Annotated in this window: 15 protein-coding genes; 4 read left to right on the top strand and 11 right to left on the bottom strand. The window is 60.4% G+C overall.

From position 1 onward, the window contains the following. Window positions 1-131: 131 nt before the first annotated feature. Window positions 132-1547, top strand: a complete 1416-nt coding sequence (gene amt / locus ACB028_RS18000; RefSeq protein WP_371144874.1) for an ammonium transporter — start codon at window positions 132-134, stop codon at window positions 1545-1547. 77 nt (window positions 1548-1624) lie between these two features. Here the strand turns inward: amt and ACB028_RS17995 are convergent, their stop codons facing one another. The 9 genes from ACB028_RS17995 to ACB028_RS17955 all read right to left on the bottom strand — a co-directional run bounded on the left by ACB028_RS17995 (window position 1625) and on the right by ACB028_RS17955 (window position 9739). Further along, window positions 1625-2092: a glycine zipper 2TM domain-containing protein gene (locus ACB028_RS17995; protein WP_026455841.1), complete on the bottom strand. Its 468-nt coding sequence runs from the start codon at window positions 2090-2092 to the stop codon at window positions 1625-1627. 98 nt (window positions 2093-2190) lie between these two features. After that, window positions 2191-2688 (bottom strand): GNAT family N-acetyltransferase, encoded by a 498-nt coding sequence (locus ACB028_RS17990; RefSeq protein WP_042029059.1) that lies wholly within the window; start codon window positions 2686-2688, stop codon window positions 2191-2193. A 101-nt stretch (window positions 2689-2789) separates the two neighbouring features. Next, a complete protein-coding gene (locus tag ACB028_RS17985) occupies window positions 2790-3194 on the bottom strand; it encodes a nitrous oxide-stimulated promoter family protein (protein WP_371144873.1) in 405 nt (134 codons plus the stop codon). Between the two features lie 88 nt (window positions 3195-3282). Beyond that, complete coding sequence (locus ACB028_RS17980) at window positions 3283-5085, bottom strand: aminopeptidase P family protein (protein ID WP_371144872.1); 1803 nt, start codon at window positions 5083-5085, stop codon at window positions 3283-3285. Between the two features lie 32 nt (window positions 5086-5117). Continuing rightward, window positions 5118-5783: a GntR family transcriptional regulator gene (locus tag ACB028_RS17975; protein ID WP_026455845.1), complete on the bottom strand. Its 666-nt coding sequence runs from the start codon at window positions 5781-5783 to the stop codon at window positions 5118-5120. Window positions 5784-5973: 190 nt separating this feature from the next. Next, complete coding sequence (pckA, locus tag ACB028_RS17970; protein WP_124239487.1) at window positions 5974-7599, bottom strand: phosphoenolpyruvate carboxykinase (ATP); 1626 nt, start codon at window positions 7597-7599, stop codon at window positions 5974-5976. Window positions 7600-7747: 148 nt separating this feature from the next. Further along, complete coding sequence (gene hslO / locus ACB028_RS17965) at window positions 7748-8632, bottom strand: Hsp33 family molecular chaperone HslO (RefSeq protein ID WP_371144871.1); 885 nt, start codon at window positions 8630-8632, stop codon at window positions 7748-7750. An 86-nt stretch (window positions 8633-8718) separates the two neighbouring features. Next, a complete protein-coding gene (hslR, locus tag ACB028_RS17960) occupies window positions 8719-9117 on the bottom strand; it encodes a ribosome-associated heat shock protein Hsp15 (protein ID WP_026455848.1) in 399 nt (132 codons plus the stop codon). A 244-nt stretch (window positions 9118-9361) separates the two neighbouring features. After that, window positions 9362-9739, bottom strand: coding sequence for a hypothetical protein (locus ACB028_RS17955; protein ID WP_042029063.1), 378 nt, complete (start codon window positions 9737-9739; stop codon window positions 9362-9364). Between the two features lie 193 nt (window positions 9740-9932). On the opposite strand from ACB028_RS17955, the gene ACB028_RS17950 reads away from it, so the two are divergent. Beyond that, the gene (locus tag ACB028_RS17950) at window positions 9933-11330 is read left to right on the top strand and encodes a phosphatase PAP2 family protein (protein ID WP_371144870.1); all 1398 of its coding nucleotides are present in this window, start codon (window positions 9933-9935) and stop codon (window positions 11328-11330) included. Next, window positions 11327-12418 (top strand): AI-2E family transporter YdiK, encoded by a 1092-nt coding sequence (gene ydiK, locus ACB028_RS17945; RefSeq protein ID WP_371144869.1) that lies wholly within the window; start codon window positions 11327-11329, stop codon window positions 12416-12418. Before ACB028_RS17950 ends, ydiK begins: the two co-directional genes overlap by 4 nt. A 190-nt stretch (window positions 12419-12608) precedes the next feature. Here ydiK and ACB028_RS17940 read toward each other — a convergent pair whose 3' ends face one another. Continuing rightward, on the bottom strand, window positions 12609-13589 hold the full coding sequence (locus ACB028_RS17940) for a DUF2971 domain-containing protein (protein ID WP_371144868.1): 981 nt from the start codon (window positions 13587-13589) through the stop codon (window positions 12609-12611). Between the two features lie 575 nt (window positions 13590-14164). On the opposite strand from ACB028_RS17940, the gene dhaR reads away from it, so the two are divergent. Continuing rightward, window positions 14165-16060 carry a dihydroxyacetone kinase operon transcriptional regulator DhaR gene (dhaR, locus tag ACB028_RS17935; RefSeq protein ID WP_371144867.1) on the top strand — a complete coding sequence of 632 codons (1896 nt, stop codon included), beginning with the start codon at window positions 14165-14167 and terminating at the stop codon, window positions 16058-16060. Window positions 16061-16147: 87 nt separating this feature from the next. Here the strand turns inward: dhaR and ACB028_RS17930 are convergent, their stop codons facing one another. After that, the gene (locus ACB028_RS17930) at window positions 16148-17230 is read right to left on the bottom strand and encodes a glycerol dehydrogenase (protein WP_371144866.1); all 1083 of its coding nucleotides are present in this window, start codon (window positions 17228-17230) and stop codon (window positions 16148-16150) included. Window positions 17231-17280 lie beyond the last annotated feature (50 nt).

The raw sequence follows: 17280 nt of genomic DNA, 5'->3' as shown, positions 1-17280 counted from the left end.
GTGCAGACTCCTCCCCGTGCCGGGCACGGGCGTGATTTTGGCAAGCCGTGAACAGTGCTGCGGCCGCCACGGATTCAATCAAGGAAACGGAGCCGGTCATGGACCGGCACGACAGGGAAGGAGAGTGCTCTATGGTCAAAAAATGGATGATGGCGGGTTTGCCAATACTGTCTGCCTTGCTGGCTACCCCAAGTTGGGCCGAAGAGGTCGCTCAGGTGCAGGCTGCGGCCACTATCACCATCAACAAGGGGGACAATACCTGGATGCTGCTGTCGGCGGCGCTGGTGATCCTGATGTCGATCCCCGGTCTGGCGCTCTTCTACGGCGGCCTGGTTCGCGCCAAGAACATGCTGAGCGTGTTGATGCAGGTATTCACCCTGTTTGCCCTCATCTGCGTGCTGTGGGTGATCTACGGTTATTCGCTGGCCTTCACCGAAGGAGGCAGCTTCTACGGCTCCTTTAGCAAGGTGCTGCTCGCGGGGGTCACACCTGATTCGATCGCCGCCACCTTCAGCAAGGGGGTCGGCATCAGCGAATTCATCTACGTGGTGTTCCAGGGGGCATTTGCCGCCATCACCTGCGGCCTGATCGTCGGAGCCTTTGCCGAGCGCATCAAGTTCTCCGCCGTGCTGCTGTTCTCGGTGATCTGGTTCACCTTCGCTTATATCCCGCTGGCCCACATGGTGTGGTACTGGGCCGGCCCCGATGCCTACACGGACGCCGCCGCGGCTGATGCCGCCAACGCCACCGCGGGTTATCTGTTCCAGCATGGGGCCCTCGACTTTGCCGGCGGCACAGTGGTGCACATCAACGCCGCCGTGGCCGGTCTGGTCGGCGCCTATCTGGTGGGTAAACGCCTGGGTTACGGTCGCGATCCCATGACTCCCCACAGCCTCACCATGACCATGATCGGGGCCTCCCTGCTCTGGTTTGGCTGGTTCGGTTTCAACGCGGGGTCGGCTCTGGAGGCCAATGGCACGGCGGCGCTGGCCTTCGTGAACACCTGGGTGGCACCGGCGGGCGCGGCCCTCTCCTGGACCTTGGCCGAGTGGGTGATGAAGGGACGTCCCTCCCTGCTGGGCGCCGCTTCCGGTGCCGTCTCCGGTCTGGTGGTGATCACGCCGGCGGCCGGTTTCGTCGGGGTCGGTGGCGGTCTGGTGATGGGCCTTATCAGCGGTGTGGCCGGCCTGTGGGGGGTTCACGGTCTCAAGCGCTGGCTGGGCGCTGACGACAGCCTGGACGTGTTCGGGGTGCACGGGGTGTGCGGCATTCTCGGCGCCCTGCTGACCGGCGTCTTTGCCAGCCCGGATCTGGGCGGTACCGGGGTGTGGGACTATGTCTCCAACCAGGTGGCCGACGGCTATTCCATCCTGGCCCAGGTGAAGGTTCAGGCCATCGGGGTGGGGGTCACCATCCTCTGGTCCGGCGCCGTGGCTGCGGTGGCCTACAAGGTGATCGATATGGTGATCGGATTGCGGGTGAAGGACGATGCCGAGCGGGAGGGGCTGGATGTCACCACCCACGGCGAGAAGGCCTACAGCATGTGATCCTGGTTTTGCCAGACCACAAAAAAACCGCCGGGAGACCGGCGGTTTTTCATTGTTATCGAGAGAGGGCGAGCTGCTTAGTTGACCACGGCGACGTTGATGGTGCCGTTGCCCTGGGTCATGCGAACCCGGGCGCCCGGAACGAAGGTCGGGCTGGCTTTCTGGACCACCACGATGGATTCCCCGGTCTCTTTCTTGATCTCGAGCTCGACGCCATCAACCTGGTTGAACTTGTCTCCGGCGGCCTTGCCTGCGGCTGCACCGGCGATGGCGCCCCCGGCTGCAGCCAGGTCACGGCCGGTACCGCCGCCAATGGTGCTGCCCAGCAGGCCGCCGACCACTGCGCCACCTATGGTGCCGAGCAGGGCGTTCTCTTCGGCCTGGATCTTGACCGGGCGGGTCGAGATGATGGTGCCGTAGCTGACGGTTTGTACCTGTTTGGCGCGATCCTTGGTGTAGACATCGCCGGAGTAAACATCGCTATTGGCGCAGCCAGTGATGGTGGTGGCGGCAAGCATGGCAATGATGGTCATACGTTTAAACATGGTGGTTCTCCTGCACTGCACGCAATTTGAACAATCTGGTTGGTGAGTCGCACTCTACTCCAACCCGGTTGCACATGAAATTGGCAAAATGTAACCAATTATGTGTCCTGAGGGTGGCTTTGTCCTTGAATCCAGCCTGTACCAGAGAGTTTTTTCGCCAGTACCAGGCGATCTTCTCCCGGGCCGAAGTAGCCTGCGACTTCCTCCATCAGCTGGTAGCCGAGGCGGTAGTAGAGACGCTGGGCCGGGTTGGCGGGATCGACGGTGAGCCGCAGCTCGTCGACATTCAGGGCTCGCTGGTTCACCTCCATCTGGCGCATCATCCGCTCGGCCAGGCCGAATCCGCGTGCCTCTGGCAGCACCGCCAGCGACAGCACCCAGCCTTGCGCGCGATCCTGGCCAAATCCCCCCAGCACATAGCCCACCAGATGCCCTTCATGCTCTGCCACCAGCAGCAGCTGTGGCCACAGATCCATGGCCTGGCGGAAGAAAAAGGCCGGATAGAGATCCTCGCCAAAGACCTTGGCATCGATCTGCCAGATCCCGTGCATGTCGGCATGGGTGGCGGTGCGCAAAACGGGCGGGGTGTGGTGCATCAGGACTCCATGGTTGCAGTAGTTCGCCGTTGAGCGGGAGGTCAACGGCAACAAAGGAGCCATAGGGTACTGGCCATCCCTTGCCCGATGCAAGGGGGCATTCAGGGCGGCAGCGGGCGACTGTGGGGCAGTTTGGGCGCCTTGCGCAAGCGGTCGAGCAGGTGGCGCAGGGTAAGCCAGGGGTGATGCCACAACATGCGCGGGCCGCTCCATTTCATGACCTGGAGGATCTGCTTGCGCATCGCGGAGGCGTAACAGTGGATGCCGCAGTTGGCGCAGGTCGGTTTGTGATCGTGGCCATAGCGACAGCGATTGAGCCTTTGGTAGGCAAAATCCCTGAGCTGGTGGCAGCGTTGGCAATGGGGATCCTGGTGATGATGCTGGCAGTAGAGGCGGATCATGGCGCTGACCGTCTTTTGCTCGCGCATCAGTCTGGGGTGGTCACTCGTCTCGCTGTGGGTAGCAGCGTGTGAGCCCCCGGCTGGGCTGGCATGATGACTTTTCATGGGCGCCATTTTCCTGACCCGCCCGCCGAGGGTGTTGATACAGGTCAAAAGGGGGGGCAAAAAAACAGGGCCCGTGGGCCCTGTGTCATCAGATGAGGCTGGTTGCCTGCTCAAGCCAGGCGAGATCGTCCCCGTCGAGCAGCGGACTCAGGCGGCGGAACACCTCGGCATGGTATTCGTTGATCCAGCGGAACTCGTCCGGGCTCAGCAGGTTGCGATCGATGAGGCGGATATCGAACGGCACATAGGTCAGGCGCTCGAAGCCCAGCATCGGCAGCTCGCCAACCTGCTCCTGCTCGGTCACCACCACCAGATTCTCACAGCGGATGCCGAAGGCATCTTCCCGGTAGTAACCCGGTTCGTTGGAGAGCACCATGCCCGGTTGCAGGGGGACCATGCTCCCTTTCGGAGAGATGCGCTGCGGACCTTCGTGCACGCTGAGGAAGTGGCCGACCCCGTGACCGGTACCATGGTCATAGTTGTAGCCGGCCTGCCACAGCGGCATGCGGGCCAGCACATCGAGCTGGATACCGGCGGTGCCGCGCGGGAAGCGGGCCTGATCTAGGGCGATGTGGCCCTGCAGCACCCGGGTGAACATGGCTTTCTGTTCGTCGGTCACCTCACCCACCTTGATGGTGCGGGTGATATCGGTGGTGCCGTCCAGATACTGACCGCCGGAGTCCACCAGATAGAGGCTGTCCTGACCGAAGGGGCGCGGCGTGCCGTTGCCATGGTGGTAGTGGCACATGGCGGCGTTGGGGCCCAGCGCCGAGATGGTATCGAAGCTCGGCTCGATATAGTGTTCCTGCTCGCGGCGGAAGGTTTCCAGCTGGTCGGCCAGGGTGCCTTCGTCCATGCCCTCGAAGGAGCTTGCGGCGATCTGCCGATCCAGCCAGGCGAGGAAGCGGGTCACGGCCACGCCGTCGCGCAGGTGGGCGGCGCGCATGCCGGCCAGCTCCACCTCGTTCTTGCAGGCTTTCGGCAGCATGGTGGGGTCCTGGCCGGCGACCAGGATGGCGCCCGCCTCTTCCATCACCAGCTGGGTCCAGGCGTTGGCGCTGTCCGGGTCGGCCAGCACCTTCTGCTGATCCTCACCGATGCGTACCAGCACGTCACCCAGCTTGTCGATGGGGTAGACGGAGACGTCCTGACCCACGTGCTGGCTGAAGGCGAAGCAGTCGATCTTGTCGGTATCGACGAAGAAATCCACAGTGGTGTTGGCGTACAGCACCGCAAAGCCCAGCACCACCGGCAAGCGCTCGATGTCGCGGCCACGCAGGTTGAGCAGCCAGTTGATGGGCTCGGCCTGGGTCAGCAGCACCGCATCCAGACCGCGCTTGCGCAGATCCGCCGCCAGCAGCTCACGCTTGGACTGGCTGGACTGGCCAGCCAGCTCCTCGCTGTAGAGAATGACCGGGCTCTTGGTCGGCGCGGGGCGATCGGTCCAGTGCAGGTCGATGGGGTTTTGCTCGACGCGCACCAGCTCGATGCCGCGCTCGGCCAGCAGCGCCTTGGCTTGCTTGTACCAGGTCAGGCTGTGCAAACGTGCATCGAAACCGACCCGGGCGCCGGACGGCAACTGTTCGGTCAGCCACTGCACGTGGGGATTGTCATTCAGGTGAAGAAACTCGAACAGCTCGGCGGGGGTCTGCATGCGGGCCTGCACCGTATAGCGGCCATCGACAAACAGGGCGGCGCGCTGAGCCATGATGATGGCGACGCCGGCGGAACCGTTGAAACCCGTGATCCAGTCCAGTCGCTCGGCGTAGGCGGGGATGTACTCGCCCAGGTGCTCATCATCGTGGGGGATGATAAAGGCGTCCAGCTCCTGCATGGCCAGCTCGGCCCTGACTTGGGCGACGCGGGTTTCAATCAACTCGAAATTATTCATATCGTTATGCCAGATGGTTGCTATATGAGTGTTCAGTTGTTGTGGCTGCTGTCCAGGATCCGCTTGATCGACTGGCCTGCGGCCTCGATATGCTGCTTGAGCAGCACCACCGCCTCGTGCTTGCGCCGGGCGCGACATAGCTCCAGCAGCTGGGCGTGTTCACGCTCCGCCTTGTCCACGCCATCGCTGGCAAACAGCAGCTCGAAGCGGACATAACGGTCACAGCTCAGGTTGATCTGGGCGATGAGATCCAGTGCCTGGGGGCGGCCGGCAGCCTGATAGAGGGTGGCGTGAAAGCTGTGGTTCAACTCGGCCCAGTGTTCGATCTGGGTGCCTGACTCCAGGGCGTGATCGAACTGGGCGAGGATCGCCTCCGCTTGCGCGAAGGTGGCTTCGGTCATCTTGTCGACGGCATGAAACAGGGTATCGGCTTCCAGCAACGCTCGCAAATAAAACAGTTCCTCGATGGCCGAGGCGTCCAGCATGGTGACCACGGCGCCGCGATGGGCTTCGAACTTCACCAGCCCCTGGGCCTCCAGCTGCATCAGGGCTTCCCGCACCGGGATGCGGCTCACCGCCAGCTCCTTGGCGATGGCATCCTGGCGCAAGGGGGCGCCGGCGGGAATTTCCCCACGGAGGATCCGGCCACGGAGGTTTTCCATCACCATCTGGGTTCGGGTCTTGTAGGGTGGGGTCATGGCAGGGTCACGATAGCGCGTTACGAAATTGTATATTGTATAAAGTTTGGCTGAATCTACCCCGTTGGGGCGAGCAAGGCAAGGTTTACGGGCGTCCAGCCCAATGCCAGCAGCGTTCGGAGCCTGTGTAAAAAACAAAAATGCCGGTCAGCAAGGCTGACCGGCATGATTCACTCGTCGCGAGGAGTTATTACAGCTGCGGACCAGCCGCCACCAGGCGCTTGCCCTCGTCGTTGTCGGTGAAGCGCTCGAAGTTCTTGATAAAGCGCTGGGCCAGATCCTGAGCCTTGGCATCCCACTCGGCCTTGTCGGCGTAAGTGTCGCGCGGGTCGAGGATCGCCGGGTTCACGTCGTGCAGCTCGGTCGGCACTTCCAGGTTGAAGATCGGCAGAACCTTGGTCGGCGCCTTCTCGATGGAGCCATCGAGGATGGCGTCGATGATGGCGCGAGTGTCCTTGATGGAGATGCGCTTGCCGGTACCGTTCCAGCCGGTGTTGACCAGGTAGGCCTCGGCGCCCGCCGCTTCCATCCGCTTCACCAGCTCCTGGCCGTACTTGGTCGGGTGCAGGGAGAGGAAGGCCGCGCCAAAGCAGGAGGAGAAGGTCGGAGTCGGCTCTGTGATGCCGCGCTCGGTACCGGCCAGCTTGGCGGTGAAGCCTGACAGGAAGTGGTACTTGGTCTGCTCCTTGGTCAGCTTGGCGACCGGCGGCAGCACACCGAAAGCGTCGGCGGTCAGGAAGATCACCTTGGTGGCATGACCCGCCTTGGAGACCGGCTTGACGATGTTTTCGATGTGGTAGATGGGGTAGGAGACACGGGTGTTCTCGGTACGGGAGCCATCGTCGAAGTCGATGGTGCCGTCGGCAGCCACGGTCACGTTTTCCAGCAGCGCATCGCGGCGGATGGCGTGGTAGATGTCCGGTTCGGCCTCTTCGGAGAGCTTGATGGTCTTGGCGTAGCAGCCCCCTTCGAAGTTGAACACGCCGTGGTCGTCCCAGCCGTGCTCATCGTCACCGATCAGCTGGCGCTTGGGATCGGTAGAGAGGGTAGTCTTGCCGGTGCCGGAGAGGCCGAAAAAGATGGCCACGTCGCCGTCCTGACCCACGTTGGCGGAGCAGTGCATGGAGGCGATGCCGCGCAGGGGCAGGAAGTAGTTCATCATGGAGAACATGCCCTTCTTCATCTCGCCACCGTACCAGGTGCCGCCGATGAGTTGCATCTTCTCGGTCATGTTGAAGGCGACGAAGTTCTCGGAGTTGAGGCCCTGCTCCTTCCAGTTCGGGTTGGTGCACTTGGCACCGTTCATCACCACGAAGTCCGGCTTGAAGGTCTTGAGTTCTTCTTCGCTCGGGCGGATGAACATGTTCTTCACGAAGTGCGCCTGCCAGGCCACCTCGGTGATGATGCGCACGGCCAGGCGGGTGTCCGGGTTGGCGCCGCAGAAGCCGTCGACCACGAACAGGCGCTTGCCGGAGAGCTGCTTGGTTACCAAGGATTTCAGATGTGACCACACTTCCGGGGTGATGGCCTTGTTATCGTTCTTGCCTTGGTCAGACCACCACACAGTATCCTGGGTAGTTGCGTCTTTGACGATATATTTATCTTTCGGGGAGCGGCCGGTGAAGATACCGGTGTTGACGTTGACGGCGCCCAGCTCGGTTACTACGCCGCGCTCGAATCCTTCCAGGTCTGGGCGAGTCTCTTCTTCGAACAGCTGCTCGTAAGAGGGGTTGCGTACAATTTCCTGGCTGTTTTTGATGCCGTACTGGTCCAGACCTAATTGTTGGGCCAGGGTGGGTTCTGCCACGATTGTCATTGTATTCTCCTGGGGTCAGAGGTTGTAGGGTTCTATCTGGCGTCCATCCTATCACTTAGGTGGTAGAGTTTAGCGATCGCCATCAAACTTTATAAAATAGGGTGTTTTTTTGTTATTAAAGTTAAAGGCGGGTTTTGCCCGCCTTTAATTAGTGTAACTTGTTTGCATCATTGCCGGGAGCCCTGCTGAACAGGGTTTCGACGTCGATCCCATTAAATTGGTACTGGGCGCCGCAGTAATCACAGTGCATGTTGATCTTGCCTAGCTCCTGCACCATATCCATGACCTCTTCCTTCTCGATCTGCAGCAGGGCCCCTTCGCAACGCTCGCGGGAGCAGGTGCAGCGGAACTCGACCACCTGCGGATCGAATACCCGTACCTTGTCCTGGTGGTAGAGGCGGTAGAGGATCTCTTCCGCTTCCAGACCGAACAGCTCTTCATCCTTGATGGTGCTGGTGAGCTGGGTCAGGTGGTCAAAGTCATTGCTGTGATCCTCGCTCTGGGCGGGCAGCTCCTGCAGCATGATGCCGGCTGCGCGCGGGGCACCTTCGTGGTAGCCGGTGCGGATCCACAGCTTGGTCGCCAGCTGTTCGGATTGGGCGAAGTAGTGCTCCAGACAGCCTGCCAGGGTGTCGGCGTCCAGCGCAATGATGCCCTGATAGCGCTCGCCCTGCTCCGGGGTGATGGTGATCACCAGCTGGCCGTTGCCGATCAGGCTCTGCAGCTTGTCGTCGTTCGGCAGCTCGCCCTCGTAGCGGGCCACGCCACGCAACTGCTGGTTGTTGTCGCCGTTGATGACGGCCAGACGGACCGGGCCGTCCCCCTGCAGCTGCACCGTGATAGAGCCTTCGAACTTGAGGGTGGCGGTCAGCAGGCTGGTGGCCACCAGCAGTTCACCCAGCAGCTTTTGTACCTGCACCGGGTAGTTCTGGGCTTCCACCACATGGCGATAGGTGTGATCCAGCTGGACCAGCTCGCCACGTACTTCGTACTCTTCAAACAGATAGCGATACAGCAGATCTTGGTTGCTCATCATGTATTCCTGGGTTGTTCGGTGAGGTCAATCGGTCGGGTTGGCTCCTGCCTCGCGGTGGCCAGCCCGTCGTTAAATGGGTCGGGTCAGTATTGCTTGACCTTGAGCAACTGGCGCCGCTCCTGTTTGTCGGGGCGACGCTCCGGGCTCGGGGCAAACTGGCTGTTGAAACGGCGGGCCTCGCTGTTCTCGGCCCGTTTCTTCAGGCTGTCAGCCGTCTCTTCATAGAGTTGCTGGGCCAGCGGTGCCGACTTGCGCTGCTCGCTGAGGGCCAGCACTCGCACTTCCCGTTCATCCTGGCCCTGCCAGAAGCGGATTAGTGCCCCTACTTCCACATGTTTGCCCGGTTTGCTGCGCTGACCATTGTAGTGCACCTTGCCCCCGTCAATCTGATCCCGCGCCAGCGAGCGGGTCTTGTAGAAGCGGGCCGCCCACAACCACTTGTCGAGACGAACCTCGAGGGTGCTTTCTGCATGTTTGGACATGAACGGGCTCCATAACGGGGAAAAGAGGCGGTCGATTATACCAGAGGCGATGGCCGGGATAGAAACCGGGCGACAGGGGAGCCGGCATCGGCGGGCATCCGTGTCACCATCATGTTGGCAGCCTGCTGATCGGAAAGGAGAAATATTGCCAGACTGGGTAAACGTCAGGGCTTGGCGCAACACGGTGTCGAAGGCATACAAATGCCGCCTGGTGGGGCGGCATCAAGGGGCGGCGGGGCCGGGATCAGAAACGATCCTGTTGCTCCGGCTTGTTGCCCTGCTCTTTTTCGCTGTGTTCGATGGCGGTACGGATGAGATCCACCCCGGCGCGGATGATCAGCACCCCCATGTTGACCAGCTTGACGCAGACCCACATGAAGGCGATCAGCAGGATCAGCTTGAGCACTGTCTGGAACGCCTCCAGGAAGTTCTGCTCCAGATTGGCGGTCAGGCCGCTGGCGCTGCTCATCAGCCAGGTGTAGACCTCGCGCACGAAGGGGATGCGGCTCGGCATCTCCAGCACGTCGAGGGCGGCGGGCAGGGCCTGGAAGATGACGATGCTGCCAAACAGGATCAGGATGACACCGAGGGAGATGCCAAGGAAAAAGCCGAACTGTCTCATTAAGGGCTCCAGCATTTGCTGTGTGACATTGAGGTTAGCCCTCAATAGTAGGGAGTCACTCCTCTGACCGCAATCGTGGCGGCGCAGGAGTGAGGGGCAAGCCCGGGCTGGCAAGGGGCGACCGGTGCGATGGCATTGCCCGTTTGACGGATTTCTGGGAGGCTTGTCACCCAGCTTGTCTGAGTGACGGATCATGTTGAAAATCCTGTTGTTACTGTTGATTGCCCTGGGGGCCGGCCTGCCGGTTCAGGGGGCCGAATTGCCGCCGCAAACGGCGCCAAGTGCTGCCGTTTGCGCGATTCGGCACCAGGGTGACGTCTTGCTGGTGCAGGATCGCATCTCTTCCCGCTATAGCCTCAGTGGCGGTTATATCGACGAAGGGGAAACGCCGGTCCAGGCGGCGCTGCGAGAGCTTTATGAAGAGACCGGAGTCTCGGGCGAGGTGATTAAACCGCTGGGGCGCTGGCAGCGGGCGGAGATCTTCGCCTGCCGCACCCTGGCGCCGATAGTGGCGCAACAAGGCTCGGGATTTGTCTCCCTCCTGCGGGCCCCGAATCTGGGGGGGGAGATCCTCAACGCCCGTCTGATTGCCATCGATAAGCTGCCCGCCGCAGAGCGCCGCTTTCCGGATCAGCTCGACTGGTTGCAGGGGCGGCTGGACGAGGTGCCCGAGAGCGAGGTGAGCTGGCAATCGGACTTCGTGGCGCAGGGAAGTAGCTTGCACCGGGCCGAGATCCCCCTGATGGTGCGGTTGCAGCAGTGGCTGGGGCCTGATGTATGGTGGCTCTCGGTCTGCAACCTGTTCGGTTCAGGCGGCTTTCAGCTGGCCCTGATACCTTTGCTGCTGCCTCTGCTGGGCTGGCCACGGTTGCGCCGACTGCTGTTTGTCATGCTCTGGCTCGGCCTGCTGGTGCAGGTGGGCAAGGCGAGCATTGGCTGGCCACGTCCCTTCCATTTGTTGCCGGAGCTTGCGGCCAGCAGTGCCCAGGGATTCGGCATGCCGAGCGGCCACACCGCCTCGGCCATGGTGTTCTGGGGGGCGCTGCTCGGCTGGTTGTGGCCGGCGCACCGCTGGCGTGCCACCCTGCTGGCGTTGGTACTCGCTCTTGCTACCGGGTTGGCGCGAGTCTGGCTCGGTGTGCACTTTATCTCGGACGTGGCAGTCGGGCTGCTGCTTGGCGCCCTGGTGCTGGCGATGCGAAGCGCCTGGCGCTATGACGCCCGAGCCGCTGGCTGGCTGGTGCTGGCCACGTTTGCCTTGGTCAGCGCTGGTTGGGCCCAGTCGACTCATTTGGCCGGGATTGGCGTGGTTGCCCTCGGGCTTTGGCTGGGGGGGACCGCTTCGCTGGCGCGAGATGGCCACCCTCCCGTGCTGACCGGTATCGTCACGCTGGCAGGTGGCGCGCTTTTGGGAACCGGCCTGTGGGCACTGCCGCTGCTTACCAGCAGTTCGCTGGGGATCCTGCTCGGCCAGCTGTCGCTCTTTTTCGGACTGGGGCTCTGGCTGAGCGCCGGTCTCTGGTGGATACTGTCTCTCCTGAATACTGACTCTCTACCCCGGGGAATGGGCCCCGATAAGGGAACGCTATGAATATGAAAAAAGTGGATTTGGCCAAGATAACCCTGGGGGTGCTGTTTATCAGCATCCTCATCATCTCCTGTTTCATGGTGCTGCGCCCCTTTCTGCCCGCGCTGGTGTGGGCCACCATGATCACCATCGCGACCTGGCCGCTGATGTTGATGGTGCAGCGCCTGCTGTGGGGCAAGCGCACGCTGGCGGCGCTGACCATGACGCTGGGCTTGTTGCTGATGTTCGTCATCCCGCTGTTCATGACCCTGGCGAACGTGGCGGAGAAGGCGCCCATGCTGATCGAGCTGGGCACCAGTATCAGCCACTCGCCGCCGCCCGAGTTGCTCTGGCTGCAGCAGATCCCGCTGGTGGGCACCAAACTCTATGATTTCTGGCAGCAGATCCTGGCCAGCGGTGGTCAGGTGCTGTTTGCCAAGCTGGCCCCCTATTTTGGCCAGACTGCCCGCTGGCTCGCCTCCCAGGCCGGCAATCTGGGCCTGCTGTTTGTCCACTTTCTGCTGACTGTGGGGATCTGCGGTGTGCTCTATCACTCGGGGGAAATGGTCGCGACCGGCATCCGCCGCTTTGCCCATCGTCTGGCGGGGGAGCGCGGCGACAATGCCACCGTACTGGCCTCCCAGGCGATCCGCGCCGTGGCCATGGGGGTGGTGGTGACCGCCATTGTACAATCCTCGGTGGCAGGTCTGGGTCTGTGGATCGCCGGCATCCCCTACACCATGGTGCTGGTGGTGGTGATGTTCATCCTGATCGTCGCCCAGATCGGCCCCTTCCCCGTGCTCTTGGCCTGTATCGGCTATCTCTACTGGAGCGGTGATACCACCTGGGGCACCTTCCTGCTGGTGTGGTCGCTGATCGCGGGGACCATGGACAACTTCCTGCGCCCCTTCCTTATCAAGCGCGGTGCCGACCTGCCCCTCATCCTCATTCTGGTGGGGGTTATCGGCGGCTTGCTGACCATGGGGATCATCGGTCTCTTTATCGGCCCCGTGGTGTTGGCGGTGGGTTACACCCTGCTGGATGCCTGGATAAAGGAAGGAGATCACCTGCCAGAGGCGACCGCTGTGGTTGAACCGCCCAAGGCTGAGTGACGATTCAGCCACCATCGCTGATGCCAAGAGCCGCCCAATGGGCGGCTCTTTTGTTTATGGAGATTGCGTCAGGTCGGTTGGTGCGAGGTTATAACTAGGGCTGTACAAACTCCACCCTAACAGGTGGGTATCCTGGTTTCACTTTGCACAAATCAGCTTGAATTTTTCTTAAATTTTTTGGTGGTTTTTATTAGTTTATTTCTTTTTTATCAAGCTGGTAAAAATAACTATTAACTTCAATTTTATAACACTGTTTTAGACTGGATAACAAACGGTTGTTTTTTATTTCATGCAAGGCTGAATGGTTGTCAGACTTACAGCCAAAATAAACGCCGCTAATAGATTCAGGGTTGATTCTGAACAAATGGATGGCTGGTTCATCTAACATCTTAGTTAAAAAATAAATTTCACTCTTTATACTTTTATCGCCCATATCTTCATGCATTTCATACTCCGAAGGGAAAATTACTTGAATTTTACCACCATCTAACTCTCTCAGCTGTATTGATGGGTCTTTACTGCACTCTCTTCTTACATGCTCATTGTCATTGCAAATAACAGAGTCTGCATCTTTCAAGCGTACAACTGAACGCAGTTCTTTTTCATAAATCCAGTCATTGGATTTAGTAAACAAGATCGTTCGATTAAACTTACTCCAGTGAAATTCATCCATATCATCTGGTGCAGAAAGCTCTGGCCTTGAAAATTCTGGCATTTCTCTTCTATAGCTCACCTTTTCTGGAAATTCAAAAACATCCCCAAGGTAAGTTTTTCCAAAGCGACTTTTTCGCCCGTTCAGCTCGAAAATAGAGTCCATAAAAAATGGTTTTTCAAAATCAAATTCGACCACTAAACCTCTATGCTCATCAGCATAATGGGCCCACATTAATGGATTGTTATGGTCTTCAGTGAATGAAATTACACCTAAATCAAAAAAATCACTTTGAATACAACCTGCAATCTCTTTGCACATATAGTCATCGGTGTCATAAACATCCTGACCATTTTCTCTATAGTATTCAGTATGGTTTCGATCTGCATCTTGCACTTGCTTAATATTAAATCTGCCCTCATAAGGATCATTTAATGCAAATACAGGAGTCGCTCGTATCATCGGTTCATCAAAAAAACCATCCCGTAAAGACATATATTTATACAAATATCTGTTCATAATGTTCTCGATAAGTTAACAGTGACTAGATGTCATCGGGTTATAGTGCCATTCATAAAATCCAGAACCTTTCGGATATCTACCACGAAAAGGAGACTTTAAATCAAAATTCTATAAATAAGCTTTTGATGCTGAGTTCGTCTTGCGTTTTCTTTTGGGTCTTATTTTCTGCTGGGCAAAAATACACGCCTAGAACAGCAATGGAAAGTGCCTCACTGCTTCGGTGTTGTGAACAGGTCAAAAGTGTGAGCGCGGTTACAAAAAATATGGCATCACGGATCACAATCCAGGGCTGAGGCGGGTCAGGGGCTTGTGGTCAACGGAAATGAGCATGGATAAATAACCCGGGGCGTGGCAATGCCTCGGGTTATCAGTGGGTAGATGAGGGTCAGACGGGTTGGTGGAGGGTGATGCAGTGCATGCCGCCGCCACCGGTGGCGATCCTGTCGCCATATTTGGGGGCGAGCCCGATCGGGATAAGGACGGGGTTGCCACCCTCTGAGGCAGGTCACTGAATCGGGCCTGCAAGAGTGGTTAAATGGTCGGCTAACATCTTGCCGGATATTGCTGTGACCATGCCATCTGACCTTCAGCCACTGCAGCCCTGGCCTGACTATCTGCAGGCCTCCTGGTTGCGCTGTGCCCACCAGACCAGCGCGACACTCTGGCACCCGCCTCACTGCGCCAGGGGGCAAACTTTGCAAAGCCTGCGTCAGCGCAAGCGGGAGCTGCTCACCACCGGCGAGATGGCCCTCGAAGATCTCTACGAATTTATGGAGGGGCGCCCCTGCGCTCTGCTGCTCACCGACGAGAGCGGCTGCCTGCTGGCCCGCACCGGCCACGGCGAGACCCTGAAGGCGCTCGATGCGCTGGGTTTTGGCCCCGGCGCCTTCTTCAGCGAGGGGCGCATCGGCACCAATGCCATCAATCTGGCGGCGCTGGAGGGGATGCCGCTCTGCGTCAGCGGCTCCCAGCATTTCAACCACACCCTGCATTCCTGGCACTGCTGTGCCAGCCCGGTTTACAACAGCAATGGCCGCCAGGTCGCCATCGTTGCCCTGATCTGCAAGGTGGAGGCGGCGACGGCCGGGGATCTGGCGCTCACCGTCAGCGCCGGCCGCGAACTGGCCCATCTGCTGCAGGCGGAGCGCCTGATGCAGGAGTCCCAGCACCATCTGAGCGAGCTTTACGCCCTGCTTGATGGCATGGATGACGGCGTGCTGGCCTGGGATCCCCAGGGCCGGCTGCGCTACCTCAACGCCCTGGCGGCCAGGCGGCTGCGGCTTGAGCCGGATCTCTGCCTCGGCCAGCCACTGGAACAGCATTTGCTGATGCCCCAGCGACTGCAACTCGCCATCAAGGGGCAGACGCCGCTCAGCCACGTGGAAGTGACGTTGGAGCGCACGGGCACAGGGGAGTTCATCAATGCGCTGGTGAGCCTCAAGCCGTTGCCCGGGCCGGATGGGGTCAGCTTTATCGTCCTGCTCCATCCGGTCGACAGGCTGCGCGCCATCCATCAGTTGCGCCAGACGGTGCCCGAGCTGTCGGCGCTGGTGGGGGAGTCGAGCGCCATGCGCAAGCTGCTGCGCTACGCCCGTCAGGCAGCTCAGGGGCAGGGGCCAATCCTGCTGCGCGGTGAAGAGGAGGTGGGCAAGGCCCAGTTGGCCGAGGCCATTCATTTCGGCAGCGATCGGGCCGCCGGTCCCCTCGTCACCCTCAATTGTCAGGCACTGCCGAGCGAGCGGATGGCGCTGGAGCTGATGGGCTCCGACGAGGCGGGGCAGGAGCGGGCCGGCAAGTTTGAGCTGGCCCATGGGGGCACGCTAGTGCTGGAACAGGTGGAATTTCTGCCTGCCCCGATGCAGGCAGCCCTGCTGCAGTTGCTCAAGACAGGTCGCATCCAGCGTTTCGATTCGGCTCGCGTGTTGCCGCTCAAGGTGCGGATCATCGCCACCAGCAGCGCGCCGCTGGAGCAGAAGGTGCAGGAGGGGAGTTTCGGTCGTCAGCTGCTCTATGCCCTGCAGGCGTGCGAGCTCTGGTTGCCGAGCCTGCGCGAGCGCACAGCAGATCTGCCCGGGCTTATCAGCCAGCAACTGGCGGCGCAAGGGCGTGAGCCGGTGCGCCACTTCAGCCCGGCGGCCCTCGACTGTCTGCTGGCCTATTCCTGGCCCGGCAATCTGGGGGAGCTGCGCAGCGCCATCGAGCATGCCCTGCTTCACTCCAGCCAGGCGCAGATCCCGCCGGAGGCGCTGCCGGCCGCCATTCGTCATGGCTATCGGCTGGTTGAAGACGAGGTGGTGGGGCAGCCGCTGCTTACCCTGGCCGAGCTGGAGCGCCAGGCCATCCTGCGCACCGCTCACGCCTGCAAGGGGCAGGTCAGTCTGATGGCCAGGCAGCTTGGCATAGGCCGCACTACCCTCTGGCGGCGGCTGAAAACCCTCGGTATCGATCCCGCCGACTACCACGGGTAACGGCTGTGCATCGGTCTGTGCCACCGAAAAGGCGCAAAACAACAAGGCCCCGCAATGGCGGGGCCTCTTCATATGGCCAGAGTGTCGTTACAGCCCCAGTTGGTGGGCGGTGACGATGGCCGCCAGCACATCTTCCGCAGTGACCTTGAACGGCATGTTGTGGATGGTCTCGCCCTCGGCGGTGGAGGCCCTGGCCACGTCCATCAGGCGTGCCATATCCAGCTCCTTGACCCCCATCATGTGCAGGTTGGTCGGCAGACCCACTGAGCGGCAGAAACCCAGCACCGTCTCGATTTCCGCCATGGGGGCATTCTCCAGCACCAGTTGCACTAGAGTACCGAACGCCACCTTCTCGCCGTGGTAGAGGTGATGGCACTCATCAAGCTGGGTCAAACCGTTGTGGATGGCGTGGGCGGCGGCGAGACCACTGCTCTCGAAGCCGATGCCGCTGAGATAAGTGTTGGCCTCGATGATGTTCTCCACCGCTCTGGTGCAGAGCCCCTGTTCCACCGCCAGCTTGGCCTTGTAACCATCGGCCAGCAGTGTCTGGTAGCAGAGCTCGGCGATGGCCTGGGCCGCCAGGGTGGAGGCGCCACCGGCCATGGTCTGGCAGCCGGAGACCTTGTTGGCGCGCGCCTCGAAGTAGGTGGAGAGCGCATCCCCCATGCCGGAGACCAACAGCCGCACCGGCGCGCGGGAGACCACGCCGGTATCCATGATGACCATGTCGGGGTTGGTCGGGATCATCAGGTATTCGCTGAACTGCCCCTGTGGGGTATAGATGACCGCCAATGCGCTGGTGGGTGCATCGGTGGAGGCGATGGTCGGCACTATGACCACTGGCAGTTTCTGGTAGAAGGCGACAGCCTTGGCGGTATCGAGCGTCTTGCCGCCGCCGATGCCGATGATGACGTCAAAGGGCGTCTGGCTGCAGCGGGCCAGCAGCCGGTCGATCTCGGGGCGTGAGCACTCGCCGTTGAAGCAGTCGAACTCGGGCTGGATCCCGGCCCCGTGGCAACTGGTGGCGACCGTGTCACCCACCAGTCTGGTGACGAAGGCATCGGCCAGAATGAGCGGCTTGCTGCCGAGCGCCTTGACGTAGTTGCCGAGATTGGCGAGGGCCCCGTTGCCTTGTACATATTTGCTGGGGCTGATGATGATGCGATCCATTTTCTATCCCTCTTTCTGTGAGAATCGGGGCGAAGTGTCCGGGGATAACC

It is taken from the genome of Aeromonas sp. S9(2024) (assembly GCF_041403185.1).
Lineage (GTDB): Bacteria > Pseudomonadota > Gammaproteobacteria > Enterobacterales > Aeromonadaceae > Aeromonas > Aeromonas enteropelogenes.
This window is presented reverse-complemented; position numbering and strand designations above follow the sequence as displayed.